12 protein-coding genes, 2 pseudogenes and 1 other annotated feature are annotated in these 19,502 nt (G+C 44.6%); of the genes and pseudogenes, 11 read left to right on the top strand and 3 right to left on the bottom strand.

Annotated features, from left to right (window positions below):
- The first annotated feature begins 47 nt into the window (after positions 1-47).
- Positions 48-184, top strand: a sequence feature (ribosomal protein L10 leader region).
- A gap of 30 nt (positions 185-214) precedes the next feature.
- The 8 genes from rplJ (at position 215) to PGQ38_RS10570 (ending at position 15,660) form a co-directional block, all read left to right on the top strand.
- On the top strand, positions 215-727 hold the full coding sequence (gene rplJ, locus PGQ38_RS10605) for a 50S ribosomal protein L10 (RefSeq protein WP_118583316.1): 513 nt from the start codon (positions 215-217) through the stop codon (positions 725-727).
- A gap of 67 nt (positions 728-794) precedes the next feature.
- The gene (gene rplL, locus PGQ38_RS10600; RefSeq protein ID WP_118583314.1) at positions 795-1,166 is read left to right on the top strand and encodes a 50S ribosomal protein L7/L12; all 372 of its coding nucleotides are present in this window, start codon (positions 795-797) and stop codon (positions 1,164-1,166) included.
- Positions 1,167-1,301: 135 nt separating this feature from the next.
- On the top strand, positions 1,302-3,557 hold the full coding sequence (locus tag PGQ38_RS10595) for a right-handed parallel beta-helix repeat-containing protein (RefSeq protein ID WP_204454569.1): 2,256 nt from the start codon (positions 1,302-1,304) through the stop codon (positions 3,555-3,557).
- Between the two features lie 185 nt (positions 3,558-3,742).
- Positions 3,743-7,597: a DNA-directed RNA polymerase subunit beta gene (rpoB, locus tag PGQ38_RS10590; RefSeq protein ID WP_118583310.1), complete on the top strand. Its 3,855-nt coding sequence runs from the start codon at positions 3,743-3,745 to the stop codon at positions 7,595-7,597.
- 17 nt (positions 7,598-7,614) lie between these two features.
- A complete protein-coding gene (gene rpoC, locus PGQ38_RS10585; RefSeq protein WP_204454571.1) occupies positions 7,615-11,340 on the top strand; it encodes a DNA-directed RNA polymerase subunit beta' in 3,726 nt (1,241 codons plus the stop codon).
- A 415-nt stretch (positions 11,341-11,755) separates the two neighbouring features.
- Entirely contained in the window at positions 11,756-13,495 is a 1,740-nt protein-coding gene (locus tag PGQ38_RS10580; protein ID WP_204454572.1) for a serine/threonine-protein kinase, read from the top strand.
- Positions 13,496-13,563: 68 nt separating this feature from the next.
- The gene (locus PGQ38_RS10575) at positions 13,564-14,367 is read left to right on the top strand and encodes a PP2C family protein-serine/threonine phosphatase (protein WP_204454573.1); all 804 of its coding nucleotides are present in this window, start codon (positions 13,564-13,566) and stop codon (positions 14,365-14,367) included.
- Between the two features lie 60 nt (positions 14,368-14,427).
- Complete coding sequence (locus PGQ38_RS10570) at positions 14,428-15,660, top strand: hypothetical protein (RefSeq protein ID WP_330674471.1); 1,233 nt, start codon at positions 14,428-14,430, stop codon at positions 15,658-15,660.
- Positions 15,661-15,728: 68 nt separating this feature from the next.
- Here the strand turns inward: PGQ38_RS10570 and PGQ38_RS19520 are convergent, their stop codons facing one another.
- The 3 genes and pseudogenes from PGQ38_RS19520 to PGQ38_RS20645 all read right to left on the bottom strand — a co-directional run.
- The gene (locus tag PGQ38_RS19520; RefSeq protein WP_330674470.1) at positions 15,729-17,033 is read right to left on the bottom strand and encodes a serine hydrolase; all 1,305 of its coding nucleotides are present in this window, start codon (positions 17,031-17,033) and stop codon (positions 15,729-15,731) included.
- A 65-nt stretch (positions 17,034-17,098) separates the two neighbouring features.
- Positions 17,099-17,884, bottom strand: a complete 786-nt coding sequence (locus tag PGQ38_RS10560; RefSeq protein WP_270431633.1) for an N-acetylmuramoyl-L-alanine amidase — start codon at positions 17,882-17,884, stop codon at positions 17,099-17,101.
- 135 nt (positions 17,885-18,019) lie between these two features.
- Positions 18,020-18,103, bottom strand: a pseudogene (locus PGQ38_RS20645) (DUF6783 domain-containing protein); the annotation flags it as partial.
- On the opposite strand from PGQ38_RS20645, the pseudogene PGQ38_RS20640 reads away from it, so the two are divergent.
- The 3 genes and pseudogenes from PGQ38_RS20640 to rpsG all read left to right on the top strand — a co-directional run bounded on the left by PGQ38_RS20640 (position 18,083) and on the right by rpsG (position 19,486).
- Positions 18,083-18,217: pseudogene (locus tag PGQ38_RS20640) on the top strand (DUF6783 domain-containing protein). The pseudogenes PGQ38_RS20645 and PGQ38_RS20640 overlap by 21 nt on opposite strands.
- Positions 18,218-18,437: 220 nt before the next feature.
- On the top strand, positions 18,438-18,857 hold the full coding sequence (gene rpsL / locus PGQ38_RS10555; RefSeq protein ID WP_117854826.1) for a 30S ribosomal protein S12: 420 nt from the start codon (positions 18,438-18,440) through the stop codon (positions 18,855-18,857).
- 158 nt (positions 18,858-19,015) lie between these two features.
- Positions 19,016-19,486 (top strand): 30S ribosomal protein S7, encoded by a 471-nt coding sequence (gene rpsG, locus PGQ38_RS10550; protein WP_207664929.1) that lies wholly within the window; start codon positions 19,016-19,018, stop codon positions 19,484-19,486.
- The last annotated feature ends 16 nt before the right edge of the window (positions 19,487-19,502 follow it).

Below are 19,502 nucleotides of genomic sequence, written 5' to 3'. Positions count from 1 at the left end.
TGTAAAAAAATTAAAATTACTATTGACAAATAAAATCGAACGTGGTATTTTATTACAGAACGCTGCCGAAGACAGTAGGTGCCGTAAGGCATAAGGATTAAAACGCCTACCGAGGACTAAGTATTCTTTCGTAAGAATTACGTTAAGCCTTGCTGTCTTACAGTAAGGCTTTTTTTGGCGGTATATCAAATTCTATAAGGAGGTGTACCATTTCATGGCAAAAGTAGAACTGAAACAACCAATCGTAGAAGAAATCGCTAACAATATTAAAGACGCACAGGCTGTTGTTCTTGTTGACTACAGTGGTCTTACAGTTGAGCAGGATACTATTTTACGTAAAGAGTTAAGAGAGTCCGGCGTACAGTACAAGGTTTACAAAAACACTTTAATGCGTCGTGCATTTGAAGGTACTCCATGTGCAGATCTTGACAAGCACTTACATGGAACAAACGCTATTGCAATTTCTGCAACAGACGCTACTGCTCCTGCAAGAATCCTTGCTAAATTTGCAAAACAGTATCCGGCACTTGAGTTAGTAGCTGGTATTGTTGAGGGTAACTACAACGATCAGGCAGGAATCCAGGCACTGTCCCAGATCCCGTCCAGAGAAGAACTTCTTGGCAAACTGCTTGGAAGTATCCAGTCTCCTATTACCAACTTTGCTCGTGTGCTTAATCAGATCGCAGAGCAGAAGGGTGGAGAGGCTGAGGCACCAGCAGCAGAATAATTTAAGTTTCTGTCGCTGAATCGAATCATTGATTCCACAAAAAATTTAAAAATGGAGGAAAATTATAATGGCAAAGTTAACAACAGCTGAGTTTATCGAAGCAATCAAAGAGTTATCTGTATTAGAGTTAAATGATTTAGTAAAAGCTTGCGAGGAAGAGTTCGGTGTATCCGCAGCAGCAGGCGTTGTTGTAGCAGCAGCAGGTGCTGGTGAAGCAGCTGAGGAGAAAGATGAGTTTGACGTAGAGCTTACAGAAGTAGGTCCTAACAAAGTTAAAGTTATCAAAGTTGTTCGTGAGATCACAGGCTTAGGTCTTAAAGAAGCTAAAGAAGTTGTTGATGGTGCTCCGAAAATGGTTAAAGAGGGCGCTTCCAAAGCAGAGGCTGAGGATATCAAAACTAAACTTGAGGCTGAAGGCGCTAAAGTTACTCTTAAATAATTTAGGTGTATTTAAGCGAACCATGCTCCCCGCAGAAGTCTGTCGTGCAGGCCACTGCGGGGATTTTTTTGTGTAACAGGAAATTCTGTTGGAGTTTCCTGCAATCAGGATTCTTTTTGTGCAAGGAGATTCTGAATGAATATAAAAATGTTTTTGACTGTAACATTACTGGGAGTATCTTTATATCTGGGAGGCAGTTCTGTTATATATGCTGAATCAGCAGAAAATGTGACGGAGAATTTTGAAGACAGCTTTTCAGATTGCGATATTGAGCCGGAAATGGAAGAGGATGAGACTGGCTTCTATGGCGGAACAGCTGAGGTGGGATTTTTTTCAGCAGATGAGTCTGATAATGATTTTGAAGAGGAGCCAGAAGAAGCTCTGCTTACACCTGTACCTTCTGATAATGAACAGCAGATTCTGGCGACTATTCCAGAAGGCGCTGCAGTGGTGACTTTAGATGTGGCTGATGGAAGTGATATTACCGAAACTTTGAATACAGTGCTTCACTTTATGGGGCAGAGAGCTACAGATGAAACTCCTTGTACGGTAATCATTCCTCAGGGAAGCTATCTGATTTCCGGAACTATCCATATGTACAGCAATCTTACTCTTTATGCAGAAGGGGCTGTGCTGACGAAAACTTGTACAGATAAGCATGTGGTCCTCAGACTGGGAGATGACATACTTTCTGCCGGAGGTTATGATGGATATCACAATATCACCATTGAAGGCGGAACCTGGGATCTGAATTACCCGGTTGTCGAAGATAAGGAAGGCACAGGCGGTTTTGTAGGCTTCAGGATTGGACATGCCAGACACGTAACTGTGAAGAACGTAACATTTCTAAACAATTTGAAATCTCATTTTCTTGAGCTGGCAGGTACGGAAGATGTAACTGTGACTGGCTGTACATTCCGGGGATATTGGCAGGAATATGAAGGCGGCGGACAGGAATGCATTCAGCTGGATGCATGTTTGGATTATATTTTTCCAGGATATCAGCCCTTTGACGGAGCTGTCTGTGAGAATATCAGGATTACGGATAACGTTTTTGAGGATGTGTTTGCAGGAGTGGGCAGTCACAGCATGATCTACGACAGACCATACCGGAACATCGTGATTCAGGGGAATACCTTTCGAAATGTGAAAAAGAGAGCTGTCTGGTGCCTGAATTACGTGGATTCTGCTGTGGAGGACAATATAATAGAGAATGCAGGCGGCGGAGTGCTTGTGAGCTGCATGTATTTCCCGAATACCCATCTTATACCGGGAACTGTTGCAGGAATGGAAGGAAACCACCAGAATGCGGGTATTTCCGTGAAAAACAATCAGATTTCTATTTCTTCAGTGAGTCAGATCAATGGAAACACATGGAGAGGATATGGAATTGAAGTCCAGGGAGCCTGGGTAAGTGACAGCTCAAAGGCACAGGCTAAGGGAATTCCGACAGGTATTTATAAGGAAACCGGTGTTGAGGTAAAGGAAAATATGATCACAGGGAATGGAAATGGAATTCGCCTTTATCTAGCTGATGGCTGTACAGTGGAAAATAATCAGCTGAAGCTGAAAAAAACTGCATCCTTTTCCAATATGGGAATTTACCTGTCTGCTTCTTCCAAAAATGTGATAAAAGATAATCAGGTATCAGGTTGTAAAAATGTAGGAATCTACGCTTATGACGGAGGAAAGCTGGGGACTCCATCCACAGAGAATCAAGTCCTGGATAATGTGATTTCAGGTATCGGCGGCGATGGAATTCTTATGGAAAATGGCTCTGACGGGTGTGAAGTAAGCCGGAACCGTATATCCTCCGGAAAAAAGAACGGAATTGTTCTCTGGGGCAGCGAGGGCTGTCAGATCACAGCGAATCAGGTGAAAGGCTGTATGCTGGACGGAATATATGTGGAAAATATTGGAAATGCTGTTATAAAATCTAACAGGATTACGAATGTGAATGGCAGAGGAATCCAAGTGATCGCAAGTCAGACCGGAAAACTTTATGGAAATGCGGTTACTGGCAGCAGAAAATGCGGTTTATATGTAAGCAGGTCAAAGATTTCCGGAAACAAAAAGAACCGTCTGGAGAATAATGGCAGTACTTATGCAATTTATGCGGAAAACAGCACTGGAATCATTTCCGTGAAAATGCCCACTGCGTCTAAGATTACCAGAAAGTCAGTGAAGATCACAGGCAAAGCGGCGGGTGGAAAGAAGCTTACAATTTATGCAGTGAGCAGAAACAAGAATAAAAAAATCGGCAGAGGAAGCATCAATTCCCGAAAGAAATATAATATTTCTATCAAAAAACAGAAAAAAGGAACGAAGCTTCTCTTTGTATTATCGGATAAATATGGAAACCTTTCTTATAGTAAGAGAAAAGTAAAATAAATTATAACTATTCAGCAATTACAAATAAAAAAACAAATGAAAAAACAACAGAAAAGTGCTTGACAGGCTTTTTTTGTTGTGCTATAGTGAAGAATGCTATATTATGGCAAGATATGCCTACTATGCTTATGCAGCAGAGCGGGCTGATGTTGTAATAAATAAAATAAAACAGGGGTGAAACGTCAATGGAAAAAAACAGAATTCGTTCTGTAAAAACTGGAAAAAGCATGCGAATGAGCTACCAGAGACAAAAAGAAGTCCTGGAAATGCCGAACTTGATCGAGGTCCAGAAGGATTCTTACCAGTGGTTTCTCGACGAAGGATTGAATGAAGTATTCGACGATATTTCTCCAATCGCAGACTACGGCGGAAAGCTCAGTCTTGAATTCATCGGCTTCACATTTGATGAAAAAGAGGCTAAATACACCATCGAGCAGTGTAAAGAACGTGACGTAACTTATGCCGCACCTTTGAAGGTTCGAGTGAGACTGATTAACAAGGAAACAGATGAGATCAACGAACACGAGATTTTCATGGGAGACCTGCCGATTATGACCGCGACAGGAACTTTCGTCATTAACGGTGCTGAGCGTGTTATTGTCAGCCAGTTAGTACGTTCCCCTGGAATCTATTATGCCATTGCACACGATAAAATCGGTAAGAGACTGTTTTCCTGTACAGTAATTCCTAACAGAGGAGCATGGCTGGAATATGAGACTGACTCCAACGATGTATTCTATGTGCGTGTGGACAGAACCCGTAAGGTTCCGATCACTGTACTGATCCGTGCACTTGGTGTTGGTTCCAATGCAGAGATCATTGATCTGTTTGGCGAAGAGCCGAAGATCCTTGCAAGTTTCACAAAGGATACTTCTACGAATTATGAAGAAGGTCTTCTTGAACTGTATAAGAAAATCCGTCCAGGCGAGCCGCTTGCAGTTGAGAGCGCAGAGAGCCTGATCAATGCGATGTTCTTTGATCCGAGAAGATATGATCTTGCCAAGGTCGGACGTTATAAATTTAATAAGAAACTTCATTTCAATAAACGAATTGTTGGTCATAAGCTGGCTGACGATGTGGTTGAGGGCTCTACAGGAGAAATTCTTGCAGAGGCTGGTACTATCGTAACCAGAGAACTGGCTGATGCCATTCAGAACGCTGCAGTTCCATTTGTATGGATCCAGGGTGAAGAAGACCGCAGAATTAAAGTTCTTTCTAACTTAATGGTAGACATGCATCACTATCTGCCAGAAATTGAGAACCTGGAAGAGCTTGGGGTTACAGAGTTAGTATATTACCCTGTACTCGAAAAAATTCTGGAAGAAAATGACACACTTGAGGACAGAATTGCCGCTATCCGCAGAGATATCCATGACCTGATTCCGAAGCATATTACAAGAGAAGATATTTTTGCTTCTATTAATTACAATATGCATCTGGAATATGGCATTGGAAATGACGACGACATCGACCACTTAGGAAACCGTCGTATCCGTGCGGTTGGTGAACTGCTTCAGAATCAGTACCGTATCGGTCTTTCCAGACTTGAGCGTGTGGTTCGTGAGAGAATGACAACACAGGATGTGGAGAGCATTTCCCCGCAGTCCCTGATCAATATCAAACCTGTAACAGCTGCTGTAAAAGAGTTCTTTGGATCCTCCCAGCTGTCACAGTTTATGGATCAGAACAACCCTCTTGGTGAGCTGACCCATAAGAGACGTCTTTCCGCACTTGGACCTGGCGGTTTGTCACGAGACAGAGCCGGATTCGAGGTTCGAGACGTTCACTATTCCCATTACGGAAGAATGTGCCCGATCGAGACTCCTGAGGGTCCGAACATCGGTCTGATCAACTCCCTTGCATCTTATGCAAAGCTGAATCAGTACGGATTTGTTGAGGCACCTTACCGTAAGATTGATAAAACTGATCCTATGAATCCGCGTGTAACTGACGAAGTTGTTTACATGACCGCAGATGAAGAGGATAACTACCATGTAGCACAGGCGAATGAGGCACTTGACGCAGAAGGACATTTCGTTCGTAAGAACGTTTCCGGTCGTTATCGTGAAGAGACTCAGGAGTATGAGCGTCAGATGTTTGATTACATGGACGTATCTCCTAAGATGGTATTCTCTGTAGCTACAGCCCTGATTCCATTCCTTCAGAACGACGATGCGAACCGTGCGCTGATGGGATCAAACATGCAGCGTCAGGCTGTTCCGCTTCTTACCACAGAAGCACCAGTTGTTGGTACAGGAATGGAAGCAAAGACAGCTGTTGACTCCGGTGTTTGTGTGGTTGCAAGAAAGTCTGGTACTGTACTTCGCTCCACATCTACCGATATCAGCATCAAGAATGATGATGGAACAAAAGATGATTATCATCTTACCAAATTCATGCGCAGTAACCAGAGCAACTGCTACAACCAGCGTCCGATCGTTAATCAGGGCGAGCACGTTGAAGCAGGTGATGTTATTGCCGATGGTCCGTCTACTTCTCAGGGAGAGCTTGCTCTTGGCAAGAACCCTCTGATCGGATTTATGACCTGGGAAGGTTATAACTACGAGGATGCCGTACTGTTAAGTGAGAAACTTGTACAGAACGATGTTTATACATCTGTTCACATTGAAGAATATGAAGCAGAATCCCGTGATACAAAGCTTGGACCGGAAGAGATCACCCGTGATGTTCCAGGCGTAGGTGATGATGCACTCAAGGATCTTGATGAGCGCGGAATCATTCGTATCGGTGCAGAGGTTCGTGCTGGTGATATCCTTGTTGGTAAGGTTACTCCTAAGGGAGAGACTGAGCTTACAGCAGAGGAGAGACTTCTTCGTGCAATCTTTGGTGAGAAAGCACGCGAGGTTCGTGATACTTCCCTTAAGGTACCACACGGTGAGTATGGTATCGTTGTAGACGCCAAGGTATTCACAAGAGAAAATGGTGATGAGCTGTCTCCAGGAGTTAATCAGTCTGTACGTATCTATATCGCACAGAAGAGAAAAATCTCCGTTGGTGATAAGATGGCTGGTCGTCATGGTAACAAGGGTGTCGTTTCCCGTGTACTTCCGGTTGAGGATATGCCATTCCTTCCGAACGGACGTCCACTGGATATCGTGCTGAACCCGCTGGGTGTACCTTCCCGTATGAACATTGGACAGGTCCTGGAAATTCATTTAAGTCTTGCTGCCAAAGCACTTGGCTTTAATATTTCCACACCGGTATTCGATGGTGCAAACGAGAATGATATCCAGGATACACTGGAACTTGCAAATGACTATGTAAATACAGAAGATTTTGAAGAGTTCCGTGAGAAATACAAAGACATTCTGGCACCTGATGTAATGCAGTATCTGGATGAGAACAAAGCCCACAGAGCATTGTGGAAAGGTGTTCCGATTTCCAGAGATGGTAAAGTACAGCTTCGTGACGGACGTACCGGAGAGTTCTTCGACGGTCCGACCACAATCGGACACATGCATTACCTGAAACTGCATCATCTGGTTGATGATAAGATCCATGCCCGTTCCACAGGTCCTTACTCTCTGGTTACACAGCAGCCACTGGGTGGTAAAGCTCAGTTCGGTGGACAGCGTTTCGGAGAGATGGAGGTTTGGGCTCTGGAGGCATACGGTGCATCCTATACACTCCAGGAAATCCTGACAGTTAAATCCGATGATGTAGTCGGTCGTGTGAAGACTTATGAAGCAATCATCAAGGGTGATAACATCCCTGAGCCTGGTATTCCGGAATCCTTTAAGGTTCTTCTTAAAGAGCTCCAGTCCCTGGCATTGGATGTACGTGTGCTCAAAGATGATCAGACAGAAGTTCAGATCATGGAGAATGTAGATTACGGCGAAACCGATCTTCGTGCAGTTATCGAGGGAGATTCCCGCGGCCACAGAGGAGAGGAATCCTTCAGCAAACATGGCTATACCAAGCAGGAGTTTGACGGAGAGGAACTTGTTGATGTGGACGAGGACGAAGAAGAGGATTATGAATCCGAAATCGACGATTCCTACGATGATATCGAAGAGTAGAAAGGGGAAAAGAATACATGGCAGAATCAACCAATACCAATGAAACATATCAGCCAATGACTTTTGATGCCATTAAAATTGGACTGGCGTCCCCGGAAAAGATCAGAGAGTGGTCAAGAGGTGAGGTTACAAAACCGGAAACCATCAACTACCGTACCTTGAAACCGGAGAAAGACGGACTTTTCTGTGAAAGAATTTTCGGACCAAGCAAGGACTGGGAGTGCCACTGTGGTAAATATAAGAAAATCCGTTATAAAGGTGTTGTCTGCGACCGATGCGGCGTTGAGGTTACCAAGGCTTCCGTTCGTAGAGAGCGTATGGGTCACATTGAGCTTGCTGCTCCTGTTTCCCATATCTGGTATTTCAAGGGTATTCCGTCCCGCATGGGACTTATCCTGGATCTGACTCCAAGAACACTGGAGAAAGTTCTTTACTTTGCAAATTATATTGTACTGGATCCGGCAGATTCCGGACTCCAGTACAAGCAGATCCTTACTGAGAGAGAATATCAGGATGCCCGTGAGTCTTACGGAAATAACTTCCGCGTAGGCATGGGTGCTGAGGCTATCAAAGAGCTCCTTATGGCTATCGATCTTGAGAAGGATTCCGCTGAATTAAAGGCAGAGCTGGTTAAGGCAACAGGCCAGAAGCGTGCAAGGATCATCAAACGTCTTGAGGTTGTTGAATCTTTCCGTGAGTCAGGAAACCGTCCTGAGTGGATGATTCTTGATGTTGTTCCTGTAATCCCGCCGGATCTTCGTCCTATGGTACAGCTGGATGGTGGACGTTTTGCAACATCTGACCTGAATGATCTGTACAGAAGAATCATTAATCGTAATAATCGTCTGAAAAGACTGCTGGAGCTTGGTGCTCCGGATATCATTGTCCGCAATGAGAAGCGTATGCTTCAGGAAGCTGTTGATGCCCTGATCGACAATGGTCGTCGTGGCCGTCCGGTTACAGGTCCTGGAAACAGAGCCCTGAAATCCCTTTCTGATATGCTGAAAGGTAAATCCGGACGTTTCCGTCAGAACCTTCTTGGTAAGCGTGTTGACTACTCCGGACGTTCCGTTATTGTTGTTGGACCAGAGCTGAAGATTTATCAGTGCGGTCTGCCAAAAGAGATGGCAATCGAGCTGTTTAAGCCTTTCGTTATGAAAGAACTGGTAGCAAACGGTACCTCTCACAATATTAAGAATGCCAAGAAGATGGTAGAGAAGCTTGAGCCAGCTGTATGGGACGTTCTGGAAGATGTTATCAAAGAACATCCGGTTATGCTGAACCGTGCACCTACACTGCATCGTCTGGGTATCCAGGCGTTTGAGCCGATCCTTGTAGAAGGTAAGGCTATTAAGCTTCATCCGCTTGTTTGTACCGCTTTCAACGCTGACTTCGATGGTGACCAGATGGCTGTCCATCTTCCACTGTCCCAGGAAGCACAGGCAGAGTGCCGCTTCCTGCTTCTGTCTCCGAACAACCTTCTGAAACCTTCTGATGGTGGACCGGTAGCCGTTCCTTCACAGGATATGGTCCTTGGTATTTACTATCTGACACAGGAAAGACCTGGAAATAAGGGAGAAGGAAAGTTCTTCAAGAGCGTAAATGAGGCAATTCTGGCATATGAGAATCAGGTAATTACTCTGCAGTCCAAGATTCTTGTCCGCTGTAGCAAGGTAATGCCGGATGGAAGCACTTTCACAGGCAACGTGCAGTCTACACTGGGACGTTTCCTGTTCAATGAGATCCTGCCACAGGATCTTGGATTTGTTGACAGAAGCATTCCGGGAAATGAGCTTCTTCTTGAGGTTGACTTCCTGGTTGGTAAGAAACAGCTGAAACAGATCCTTGAAAAAGTTATTAATACTCACGGAGCAACCAAGACTGCTGAGGTTCTGGACTCTATCAAAGCTATGGGTTACAAGTATTCTACAAGAGCTGCCATGACTGTATCTATTTCTGATATGACCGTGCCGCCGCAGAAGCCTGAGATGATCAAGGCTGCACAGGATACTGTAGATAAGATCACAAAGAACTATAAACGTGGTCTTATTACTGAGGAAGAGCGTTATAAAGAGGTTGTGGATACCTGGAAGAAGACTGACGATGAGCTTACTCATGCACTTCTTTCCGGACTTGATAAGTACAACAACATCTTCATGATGGCTGACTCTGGTGCCCGTGGATCTGATAAACAGATCAAACAGCTTGCAGGTATGCGTGGATTGATGGCCGATACAACCGGACATACAATCGAGCTTCCTATCAAGTCAAACTTCCGTGAAGGTCTGGACGTACTGGAATACTTCATGTCCGCTCATGGAGCGCGTAAAGGACTTTCTGATACCGCTCTTCGTACAGCCGATTCCGGTTACCTGACAAGACGTCTTGTTGACGTATCTCAGGATCTGATCGTACGTGAGATGGACTGCTGTGAGAACAGAGCAGAGATTTCCGGTATGTATGTAAAAGGTTTCATGGATGGCAAGGAGGAGATCGAGAGCCTTCAGGATCGTATTACAGGTCGTTTCTCCTGCGAGACCATTAAGAATAAAGAGGGCGAAGTCCTTGTAAAAGCAAACCACATGATTACTCCGAAGCGTGCTGCACGTATCATGAAAGAGGGTGTAGACAACATTACCGGAGGTGCTGTTGAGCAGGTTAAGATCCGTACCATCCTGAGCTGTAAGTGTAAGGTTGGTGTGTGTGCGAAGTGCTATGGCGCAAACATGGCTACCGGTGAGCCGGTACAGGTTGGTGAGTCCATCGGTATCATCGCTGCACAGTCTATCGGTGAGCCAGGTACACAGCTGACTATGCGTACTTTCCATACAGGTGGTGTTGCCGGTGGAGATATCACACAGGGTCTTCCTCGTGTCGAGGAGCTTTTTGAGGCAAGAAAGCCGAAAGGACTTGCTGTTATCACTGAAATCAAGGGTGTTGCTACAATCAATGACACCAAGAAGAAGAGAGAGATCATCGTAACAGATCCGGAGACTGGTGATTCCAAGACTTACCTGATCCCATACGGTTCCCGTATCAAGATCATGGACGGACAGGTTATGGAGGCTGGTGATGAGCTTACAGAAGGTAGTGTAAACCCGCATGATATTCTTCGAATCAAGGGTGTTCGTGCAGTTCAGGATTACATGATCCGTGAGGTTCAGCGTGTATACCGTCTTCAGGGTGTTGAGATCAACGATAAACATATCGAGGTTATCGTTCATCAGATGCTGAAGAAAATCCGTATCGAGGATAACGGAGATTCCGAGTTCCTGCCAGGTACACTTGTTGACTTCCTTGAGTATGAGGAAGTAAATGAGAAGCTGGAAGCTGAGGGCTTACGTCCGGCAGTTGGAAAACAGGGAATGCTTGGTATTACCAAGGCATCTCTGGCAACTGATTCCTTCCTGTCAGCTGCTTCCTTCCAGGAGACCACCAAGGTTCTGACTGAAGCTGCTATTAAGGGTAAGGTTGACCATCTGATCGGTTTGAAAGAGAACGTAATCATCGGTAAACTGATTCCAGCTGGTACAGGTATGAAGTGCTACAGCGATGTAGAGCTTGATACAGGAATGCCGGAAGAGCCAGAAGAAATCGAATTCGATGAAATGGACGACGAGGATCAGGATGTGCTGGATGTAGCGGAAGACTCAGAAGAGCTGGAGACTGCTGATGAGGCAGATCTTGCAGTGGATGAGGATACATTTGAGGATGAGGATTCTTCTGAAGACAGTGAAGAATAAACGATAAAATATGAAATCCCCCAGGGTGACAGAAATGTTGCTTTGGGGGATTTTTGTGTAACAGAGAATTCTATGGAACTTACTGTTACACAAAAAAGTGCAGCCCGGCAGGAACACACTGCAGCAGCAAGGGAAATGCTGCTCGAGACAATCCGCCGTAGGCGAGGGTAAGGAAAAATATGGATAGAGGAAAATACAACCTGGTCTATCATTTGTGGTAAGATTCCTGTATAATGTTTTATGTAACTATTCAGAAGGCAGTATTCCGCGAGGTGTTCTGGGGGAAAAGTAGTTCACAGAAAACCCGAGAATAGCGGTGTGAAATCACGTAAACCATGATTTCTGTGCATCGTGACGGGGAAGACTTGCCAGTCTATTTAAAAAGTCATTACCCATTCGAGGAGGGAGAACATACATGGATAAAGATGTTCCGGTTTCCGTCTGGCCAGAATGGAAACTTGTAGAGAAAATAGGGGAAGGCTCTTTTGGAAAAGTTTATAAAGCGAAGCGGACAGAACGCGGCCGTTCTTTTTACTCCGCCATCAAGATCATATCTATTCCGGGAAGTAAAGGGGAACTGGATAGTGTACGGTCAGAGATGAATAATGAGCAGTCTACCAGAGAATATTTTCGCAATCTGGTAGAGGACTGTGTTCAGGAAATATACACCATGGAGCATTTTTGCGGAAATTCCCATGTGGTTTCATTTGAAGATTTCAAAGTGGTGGAATATTTGGATGAGATCGGCTGGGACATTTCCATAAGAATGGAATATCTTACCAGTTTTATGGATTACTGCACAGGCAAGGAGCTTACTGAGAAGGAAGTGATCAAGCTTGGCTGTGACCTGGCTATGGCATTGATTTATTGCAGAAAATTGAATATTATTCACCGTGATGTGAAACCGGAGAATATTTTTGTGTCCAGATTCGGTGATTTTAAGCTGGGTGACTTTGGAATTGCCAGGGAACAGGCACATACTATGAGCAATATGTCCAAGAAAGGTACCTATTCCTACATGGCACCGGAGATTTACAAGGGTGAGAAGTACGACAGCAGTATTGATATCTATTCCCTTGGAATTGTATTATATAAATTGATGAATCAGAACAGGCTGCCTTTTCTTTCACTGGATAAGCAGTTGATTACATACAGAGATAAAGAGACTGCCCTTGCACGGAGAATGGCAGGGGAGAAAATGCCGGTACCAGTTAATGCCAGTGCTGCTTTTTCCCACATTATACTAAAAGCATGTGCATATGAGCCGGGGAAACGTTACAGGAAACCAGAAGATATGCTGCGGGATTTGGAGAAGCTTCGTCTGGCACCGGTGAATGCAGAGAAAGAGTGGGAGAAGTCCCAGTGGGAGCTGACAAATTCGGCAGAACTTGAGCGGGACCAGAGAAGATATGCCCCTCAGGAGCCGGAAGACCGTATGGAGCGGACCCATGTGGCAGAAGACCCTCAGATTGAGAAAGCTGTCCGGGAAGAAGAGGCACAGCTCAGAAAGCCTGCGAAAAATGCAGTGAAAAATTATGAGAAACAGTCAGTAAATGCCTCTTCCACTAAGCGAAAGAAGCAGCAGAGAAGCGGGTGGGACCAGGAAAGACAGATTTCACCATGGACAGTTTCCCTTATTGTAGTGGCGCTTGCGGCATGCATTATTATTGGTGTTTATATGAAATTAATCCATGATGAGAATCGCAAGGCTCAAAATACGGAGAACGTTATGGAAGTCCTGGAAGCTAATGATAACAGTACTGCTCAAATTGATGAATTTTCTACTTCAATTCAGACAATTAAGGAGCAGGCGAATACAATTGTAAGCGAACTTCCGGACTGCAAGGAAGTTGGCAAGGAAGGCAATCGGCTTCGCTACTATGACAGCAATGGGAAACTGGTGAAAGCGCTGATTTATCCGGAGACATCCGAAGATGGAGTTTATGAGGAGTATTATTATTGGGATGAACGTCTGTTTTTTGCATATGTATGGACCGGTAATAAGAAGGAATTATATTATTATGACAAGCGTGGCAAACTGATACGCTGGATCGATACAGACGGAACTGTCCACGATAAGGAGAATGACAGTACTGAGTACACCAAGCGTGGCGAGAAATACTGGAAAAATGCGCTGGAGCAGTTAGATGAATGATGATACCGGTCATATAAGAAGTGGCTGTGATTCTTTGGAATATCGACAGACAGACGAAGAGGAATAGAATGACATATCATATTGATTATGCATATACCTGCCATGCAGGGAAAGTGCGACCAAATAACGAGGACAATTTCTGGTGCTGCGGAGAGCACCTTCCAGTGAGTAATCATGGAACAGAAGAAATCCGTACAGGTATCAGGCTTCGGGAGAGCCTTCCGGTAATGGCTGTTTTTGATGGCATGGGAGGGGAGAGCCAGGGGGAAATGGCTGCCTGGCTTGCTTCTGACAGCCTGGAGCATTTTTATAGGGAAAATAAGGGGATGCTTCGTAAAGCACCAGAACTTTTTCTTACGGAAGCCTGTAAGAATATGAATCAGGCTGTATGTGATTATGGTCGGGAACAACGGATCAGTGCCATGGGAACTACTATGGCGATGCTTGCTTTTGGAAAAAAAGAAGCGTATATCTGTAATCTGGGAGACAGCAGGATTTATCGGTTTTCCAAGGGAAATTTTTCACAGATTTCCAGAGATCATGTGTTGAAAAGCTGCAGATTTGGGAAAGCACCACTGACTCAGTTTCTGGGAGTGGAGGAGACCGAGATGAAGCTGGAACCTGCCATTGCGGCAGTTCCTTATCAGGATAGGGACCGTTATCTGCTTTGCTCAGACGGGGTAACAGATATGTTATCTGATCGCGAGATTGAAGAAATTATGAAGCTGGAGGACTCAATTCGTGATATTGCCCATGCTCTTTTAACAAGGGTACTGGATAAAGGGGCCAGAGATAATACTACGATCATTCTCTGCGAGGTAAGAGCAGAGAATCGGCCGTTCAAAACCTGGCTTTTGCAGAAGAAGGGATAAATCAGAGGGCAAAATTTTTCACAATTTAAGTAGTTGATTATAGGAAAATGAAGGTGATTTATGATGAAAAATCGTATGCAGGATCTTGATTTTGAACAGACAGTGGCATTTGATTCCGTAAAGGATTTTGAATTTACCAGAAGGGCTGCCCAGAGATTTCGTCAGGTAGTCAGTCTGGACGGATTTGAGGATGAAGATGCTGACGTTATTTTTCATTATTTATATAAAGAGATGGAGCTGGTTTCGTTCGGAGATCATTTGAAGAGATATATCTATGAAAGAGCCGGGATTGAGGAACCGTTTGGAGAAGTGCCCCAGGAGGTATACAGAGATATTGCAGTTGATTCTTTCCGGGAAACCTATACACCCAAGTCTATGAATCCTACTTCAACTAAGCTTCCTGCGTTGGTGAACAACTGGCTTACACAGGCCTCAGTAAAACGCGAGACTGTATTTCTGCTGGGCTTCGGGCTTCGCATGAGCGCGGAGGATGTTTCAGACTTTCTGACAAGGGTGCTGAAGGAGCAGGATTTTGATTTCCATAATCCAGAGGAAGTGATCTACTGGTATTGTTATAGTAAGCAGCTTCCTTACAGCAAGGCAGAGGAATATAAAGAGAATTACAAATCCATGGAACCTGCAGCAGATAAAGGCAAAGTGGCGGAAGTAATCAGCGGCGATTTTACCATAGATACAGAGGAAAAATTGCTGAAATATCTGGCATGCCTGAAAGCTGGCTGGGATGATCCAATGAATGAGAAGAGTCAGGCATTTCAGGAGTTCCTGCGCCTTCTGGAACATGCGAAGCAGATCATTGCGGCCATGTATCAGAAGGATGAGGAGGAGAAAGGCCGGGCTAAGGTCTGGAAACCGGAGAATATTACTCCGTCTGATCTGGAGAAGGTAATCTGCAATGGTATTCCTATCAATAAAATGGGAAATCTGAAAAAAATGTCAGCCTCTATCCTGGCGAAACATTTCAGCCAGAAGAGGTTCAGCAGACAGAGAATTACCAATATTCTGAATCACAAGTTCCCGGTAGAGCGGTTTGATCTTCTTACGCTGGAGTTCTTTATTGTGTCTCAGGAGATGGAGGATGATGATCCCTATGACAGATACCATCATTTCATAGAGGAAGCGCAGAGAATTCTGAAGAAGTGTGGAATGAGCGAGATTTATATTGTGAACCCATACGAATGTTTCCTGCTGATGTGTCTTTTGACGGATTGTCCGCTGGCTGTTTTTTCGGAGATATGGGAAATGTCATATGAAGAGAATGGGGACGAGGAGTAGGTAATTTCTTAATATAGAAATGCGCAGTGTTGTTTGGAGGCACTGCGCATTTTTAATAGCAATTAAGGTTAATCATTATAGTAGAGATAAATACTGCGGCTAAGCTGTGCAATTGTATTCTGGGCTTCTCCCGGGCTGGAGAGGTTCTGGGAAAGGAAGACGATGACCAGATCGTTTCCACCCTGTGCGTTGTACAGGATTCCGGCATCATTTTCTACATTGGAAAGCTCACCGGTTTTGTTGGCAACGCTGACGCCCTCTGGCAGGGCTGCCGGAATCTTGTTGGTACGTTGCTGCTGCTTCAGAAGGGAATACATTTCTTCTGCATGTAAAAGGCTTGGCGTCTGAGTAGTACCAGAGCAGATCTGGTAAATTTCTTTCAGGAATTTTCCACAGTCATGGGCAGAAGTGTAATTATCTCCGAATTCGTTGCTTGCAAGAAGCAGTCGTCCCATGGAAGTATTTGTGTAGCCGTGAGACTGACAGAAACTGTTTACTTTCTGCATACCTGTAGTGCTGTCGCCACCTCCCAGGCAGGAAACCAGACTGTTTGCCGCGTCATTATCACTGACGGTGATCATTGGTGTCAGATAAGAATCCAGGGTGGCAGAACCATACTGCTGGGACAAAGAATCATAATTCTCATATACTGCACCCATAATGAAAAGCTTGATCAGGCTGGCTGCCTGCATTGGGGAATCATTGATCGTAGCCTCTGAGCCGCCTGAAAGGTCACAGATATAAACGCTCCAGGAACCGTTTGAACCAGGAAGCTGGGATTGGACCTGAGTGACCAGAGCATCCATCTTTTCATCGGATTTGTTGTCAAAAGCAGAACTTCCGTGGGAGGGAGAGATGGTGCCATCATCGTCAGAAAGTTCGGGGGTAATAGCAGCCATGGTAGAATCTTTTTTTCCCTGGGAAGTGCCATCTGTTGTCTGAGCGGAGTCGGAACCGGATGACTGGGAAGAACCTATTGGTTCTGCATTGGCAGCAGGAGTCTGATAAGGAACCGTTACTTCCTCCGGAGTTGGAGAAGACTGTACAGGACCTGCACTTTCTCTCTGGGAAGGTTCCTGGACAGAAGAATCATCTGTAGAAGATTCGCTGTCGGAACTTCCATCATCAGAAACAAAGCCGCTCTGGTCGGCGTCATCAGAAGTCTCGTCACCAGAGGTAAATCCGAAAGTTTCACCGTCAGTGAAATTTTCAGTCTGGTCTGTTGCTGAATCATTTTTTGCCAGATTAATACTGCTCTGGCTGTCCTTTCTGAAGAAAGTAAGGTAAAGAATGATAAGAATCAGTAAAGCAGCGACAATGCCAAGAAAAATCAGCAGATAAGAAGAGGTTTGTTTCTTTCTATTATTTTTCATAAGTTCTCCTTTCGAATCGATGAAATATCTGGAAGAGACATTATTTTATGGCAGTAAATCCAGATTTATTTTTCCTCAAAATATGCATCAATCCCATCAGCGATTCCGGATGCCATTGTGTCCTGAAAATCCGGATCGCTCATTTTCAGATCGTCAGATTCATTGGTCATAAATCCCATTTCCACAATAGTTACCGGAATGGTGCTCCAGTTGATTCCAGTCATATTGTCGGCATATGTTACGCCGCGGTTTTCAAATCCGGTTGCGTCACAATAGGCATCCAGAATGCACTGGGAAAGGCTGCTGGAATCATCATAGAGCTGGGATACATAAGGATTGGAAGAGGAGGGGGAAATGGTAAGTGCACCGGCAGCAGAGGACGATTCAGCACCATTGGCATGGATACGCACGTAAACCTCAGCCCCCTGTCCGGCAACATATTCAGCGCGCTCTTTATTGCTGATGGCAGTATCATTATCCGTTCTGGTGAGAACTGTCTGATAGCCACGGTCTTCCAGAATCTGCTGCAGCTTCAAAGAAACATCCAGATTCAGCTGATATTCAGGCAGACCTGAAAAAGTTCCCTGGGTTCCTGTTGAGGCTTTGGCTTTCATTTCTGTGGAACCTGGACCAAGAGGTTCAAGGTCACTCATATCCACATTTGGACCCTGATGACCGGGATCAATACCAATTATATGTGACTGGGCTACAGGCGGTCCCTGAAACTCGTCAGTGGTCTCTGCGCAGACAGTGCACAGGTTTATAAGTCCTGCTCCGGAAAAAATCATGAGGCCAAATACAAAAATCCTGGAGAATCCACTGGATTTAGCAACTGCTTTTTTGAAACACATATGTATACTCCTGTTCATGTTAATTCTTTTTTCGACTATTCAGCAGATAGTATTTCGAAAAGCAGGTACTGTAGAGGTGCTGAAAAGTTCTTGTTTCTTATTATAATAATGTAAAGCTGTGAATGCAATGTAAAGTTAGGTTTTCCTGGAGCGTGTTTGAAAAATCATTCCCGCAATCTGCACGCCCCACTTTGCGGTATATCGCACCCGAATTCGGTTGCCGTAGCCCGCTAAGGCGCCCTCATCCGAGCGAAATCTCCCACAAATTGTGATGCAGATCACGGGAATGATTTTTTTACACGCTTCAGAACAGCAGTAAAAAATACATTATAATAAGAAGAAACCTATTTATAATTCACCGTGATAAATTGTAAAAACCTTGAAAAAATAAGGAAAAATTGATGAAAAACACCTTGACAGAGATATGCAGACAGGATATAATCAAAAAGCGTGCGAAATAAGGCATTTTTTTCCGCGCTTACTAAGATAATAGCAACCGCAAGGAAACCCCATAGAACAATCTATGGAGAAATAAATCGGGAGGTGAAATGGAATGCCAACATTCAACCAGTTAGTAAGAAAAGGACGCCAGACAGCTGTTAAGAAATCTACAGCTCCGGCTCTGCAGAGAACTTATAACTCTTTAAGAAAGAAAGCAGTTGAGCAGTCTGCACCACAGAAACGTGGCGTTTGCACAGCTGTTAAAACAGCTACTCCTAAGAAGCCTAACTCAGCTCTTAGAAAAATCGCCAGAGTTCGTCTTTCCAACGGAATCGAAGTAACAAGCTACATCCCAGGAGAAGGTCACAACCTTCAGGAGCATAGCGTTGTTCTGATCCGTGGAGGAAGGGTTAAGGACTTACCTGGTACAAGATACCACATCATCAGAGGTACTCTTGATACCGCAGGTGTTGCTAACAGAAAACAGGCCCGTTCCAAATACGGCGCTAAGAGACCGAAAGTTAAAAAATAATCCATCCGTATTGCTGCGGAGACTATAGAGATTTGTACGGTATTCCATATACCCTGTCGGTTGCGGGTTAAATATAGGACCATTACCAGTGCGAACATGCAATAGTTTACTGCGTGAGTACCGATGAGATAATCAGGATGATTAAGGAGGGAAGTAACGTGCCACGTAAAGGACATACTCAGAAAAGAGACGTTCTGGCAGACCCGATGTACAACAATAAAGTTGTTACAAAGCTTATCAATAACATCATGTTAGATGGTAAGAAAGGTGTTGCACAGAAAATTGTTTACGGAGCATTCGCCAGAATGGAAGAAAAATCTGGCAAGCCAGCAATTGAAGTATTTGAAGAGGCAATGAACAACGTAATGCCTCAGCTTGAAGTTAAAGCAAGACGTATCGGTGGAGCTACTTATCAGGTTCCGATCGAGGTAAGAGCTGACAGACGTCAGGCTCTGGCTCTTCGCTGGATCACCATGTTCTCCCGCAAGAGAGGCGAGAAGACCATGGAAGAGAAACTGGCTAACGAGCTTATGGATGCAGCCAATAACACCGGAGCATCTGTAAAGAGGAAAGAAGACATGCATAAGATGGCTGAAGCAAATAAAGCATTTGCTCACTATCGCTTCTAATCAAGGAGGAAAATCC

The sequence above is a fragment of the Blautia faecis genome, from assembly GCF_027662325.1.
GTDB classification, from domain to species: Bacteria; Bacillota; Clostridia; order Lachnospirales; family Lachnospiraceae; genus Blautia_A; species Blautia_A faecis.
The sequence above is the reverse complement of the archived record's forward strand: the minus strand, read 5'-3'. Positions and strand labels throughout refer to the sequence as shown.

What these genes read in the sequence shown, in the direction of transcription:
- rplJ (WP_118583316.1), top strand. Translation starts at nt 215, where the DNA reads ATGGCAAAAGTAGAACTGAAACAACCAATCGTAGAAGAAATCGCTAAC.
- rplL (WP_118583314.1), top strand. Translation starts at nt 795, where the DNA reads ATGGCAAAGTTAACAACAGCTGAGTTTATCGAAGCAATCAAAGAGTTA.
- PGQ38_RS10595 (WP_204454569.1), top strand. Translation starts at nt 1,302, where the DNA reads ATGAATATAAAAATGTTTTTGACTGTAACATTACTGGGAGTATCTTTA.
- rpoB (WP_118583310.1), top strand. Translation starts at nt 3,743, where the DNA reads ATGGAAAAAAACAGAATTCGTTCTGTAAAAACTGGAAAAAGCATGCGA.
- rpoC (WP_204454571.1), top strand. Translation starts at nt 7,615, where the DNA reads ATGGCAGAATCAACCAATACCAATGAAACATATCAGCCAATGACTTTT.
- PGQ38_RS10580 (WP_204454572.1), top strand. Translation starts at nt 11,756, where the DNA reads ATGGATAAAGATGTTCCGGTTTCCGTCTGGCCAGAATGGAAACTTGTA.
- PGQ38_RS10575 (WP_204454573.1), top strand. Translation starts at nt 13,564, where the DNA reads ATGACATATCATATTGATTATGCATATACCTGCCATGCAGGGAAAGTG.
- PGQ38_RS10570 (WP_330674471.1), top strand. Translation starts at nt 14,428, where the DNA reads ATGATGAAAAATCGTATGCAGGATCTTGATTTTGAACAGACAGTGGCA.
- PGQ38_RS19520 (WP_330674470.1), bottom strand. Translation starts at nt 17,033, where the DNA reads ATGAAAAATAATAGAAAGAAACAAACCTCTTCTTATCTGCTGATTTTT.
- PGQ38_RS10560 (WP_270431633.1), bottom strand. Translation starts at nt 17,884, where the DNA reads ATGTGTTTCAAAAAAGCAGTTGCTAAATCCAGTGGATTCTCCAGGATT.
- rpsL (WP_117854826.1), top strand. Translation starts at nt 18,438, where the DNA reads ATGCCAACATTCAACCAGTTAGTAAGAAAAGGACGCCAGACAGCTGTT.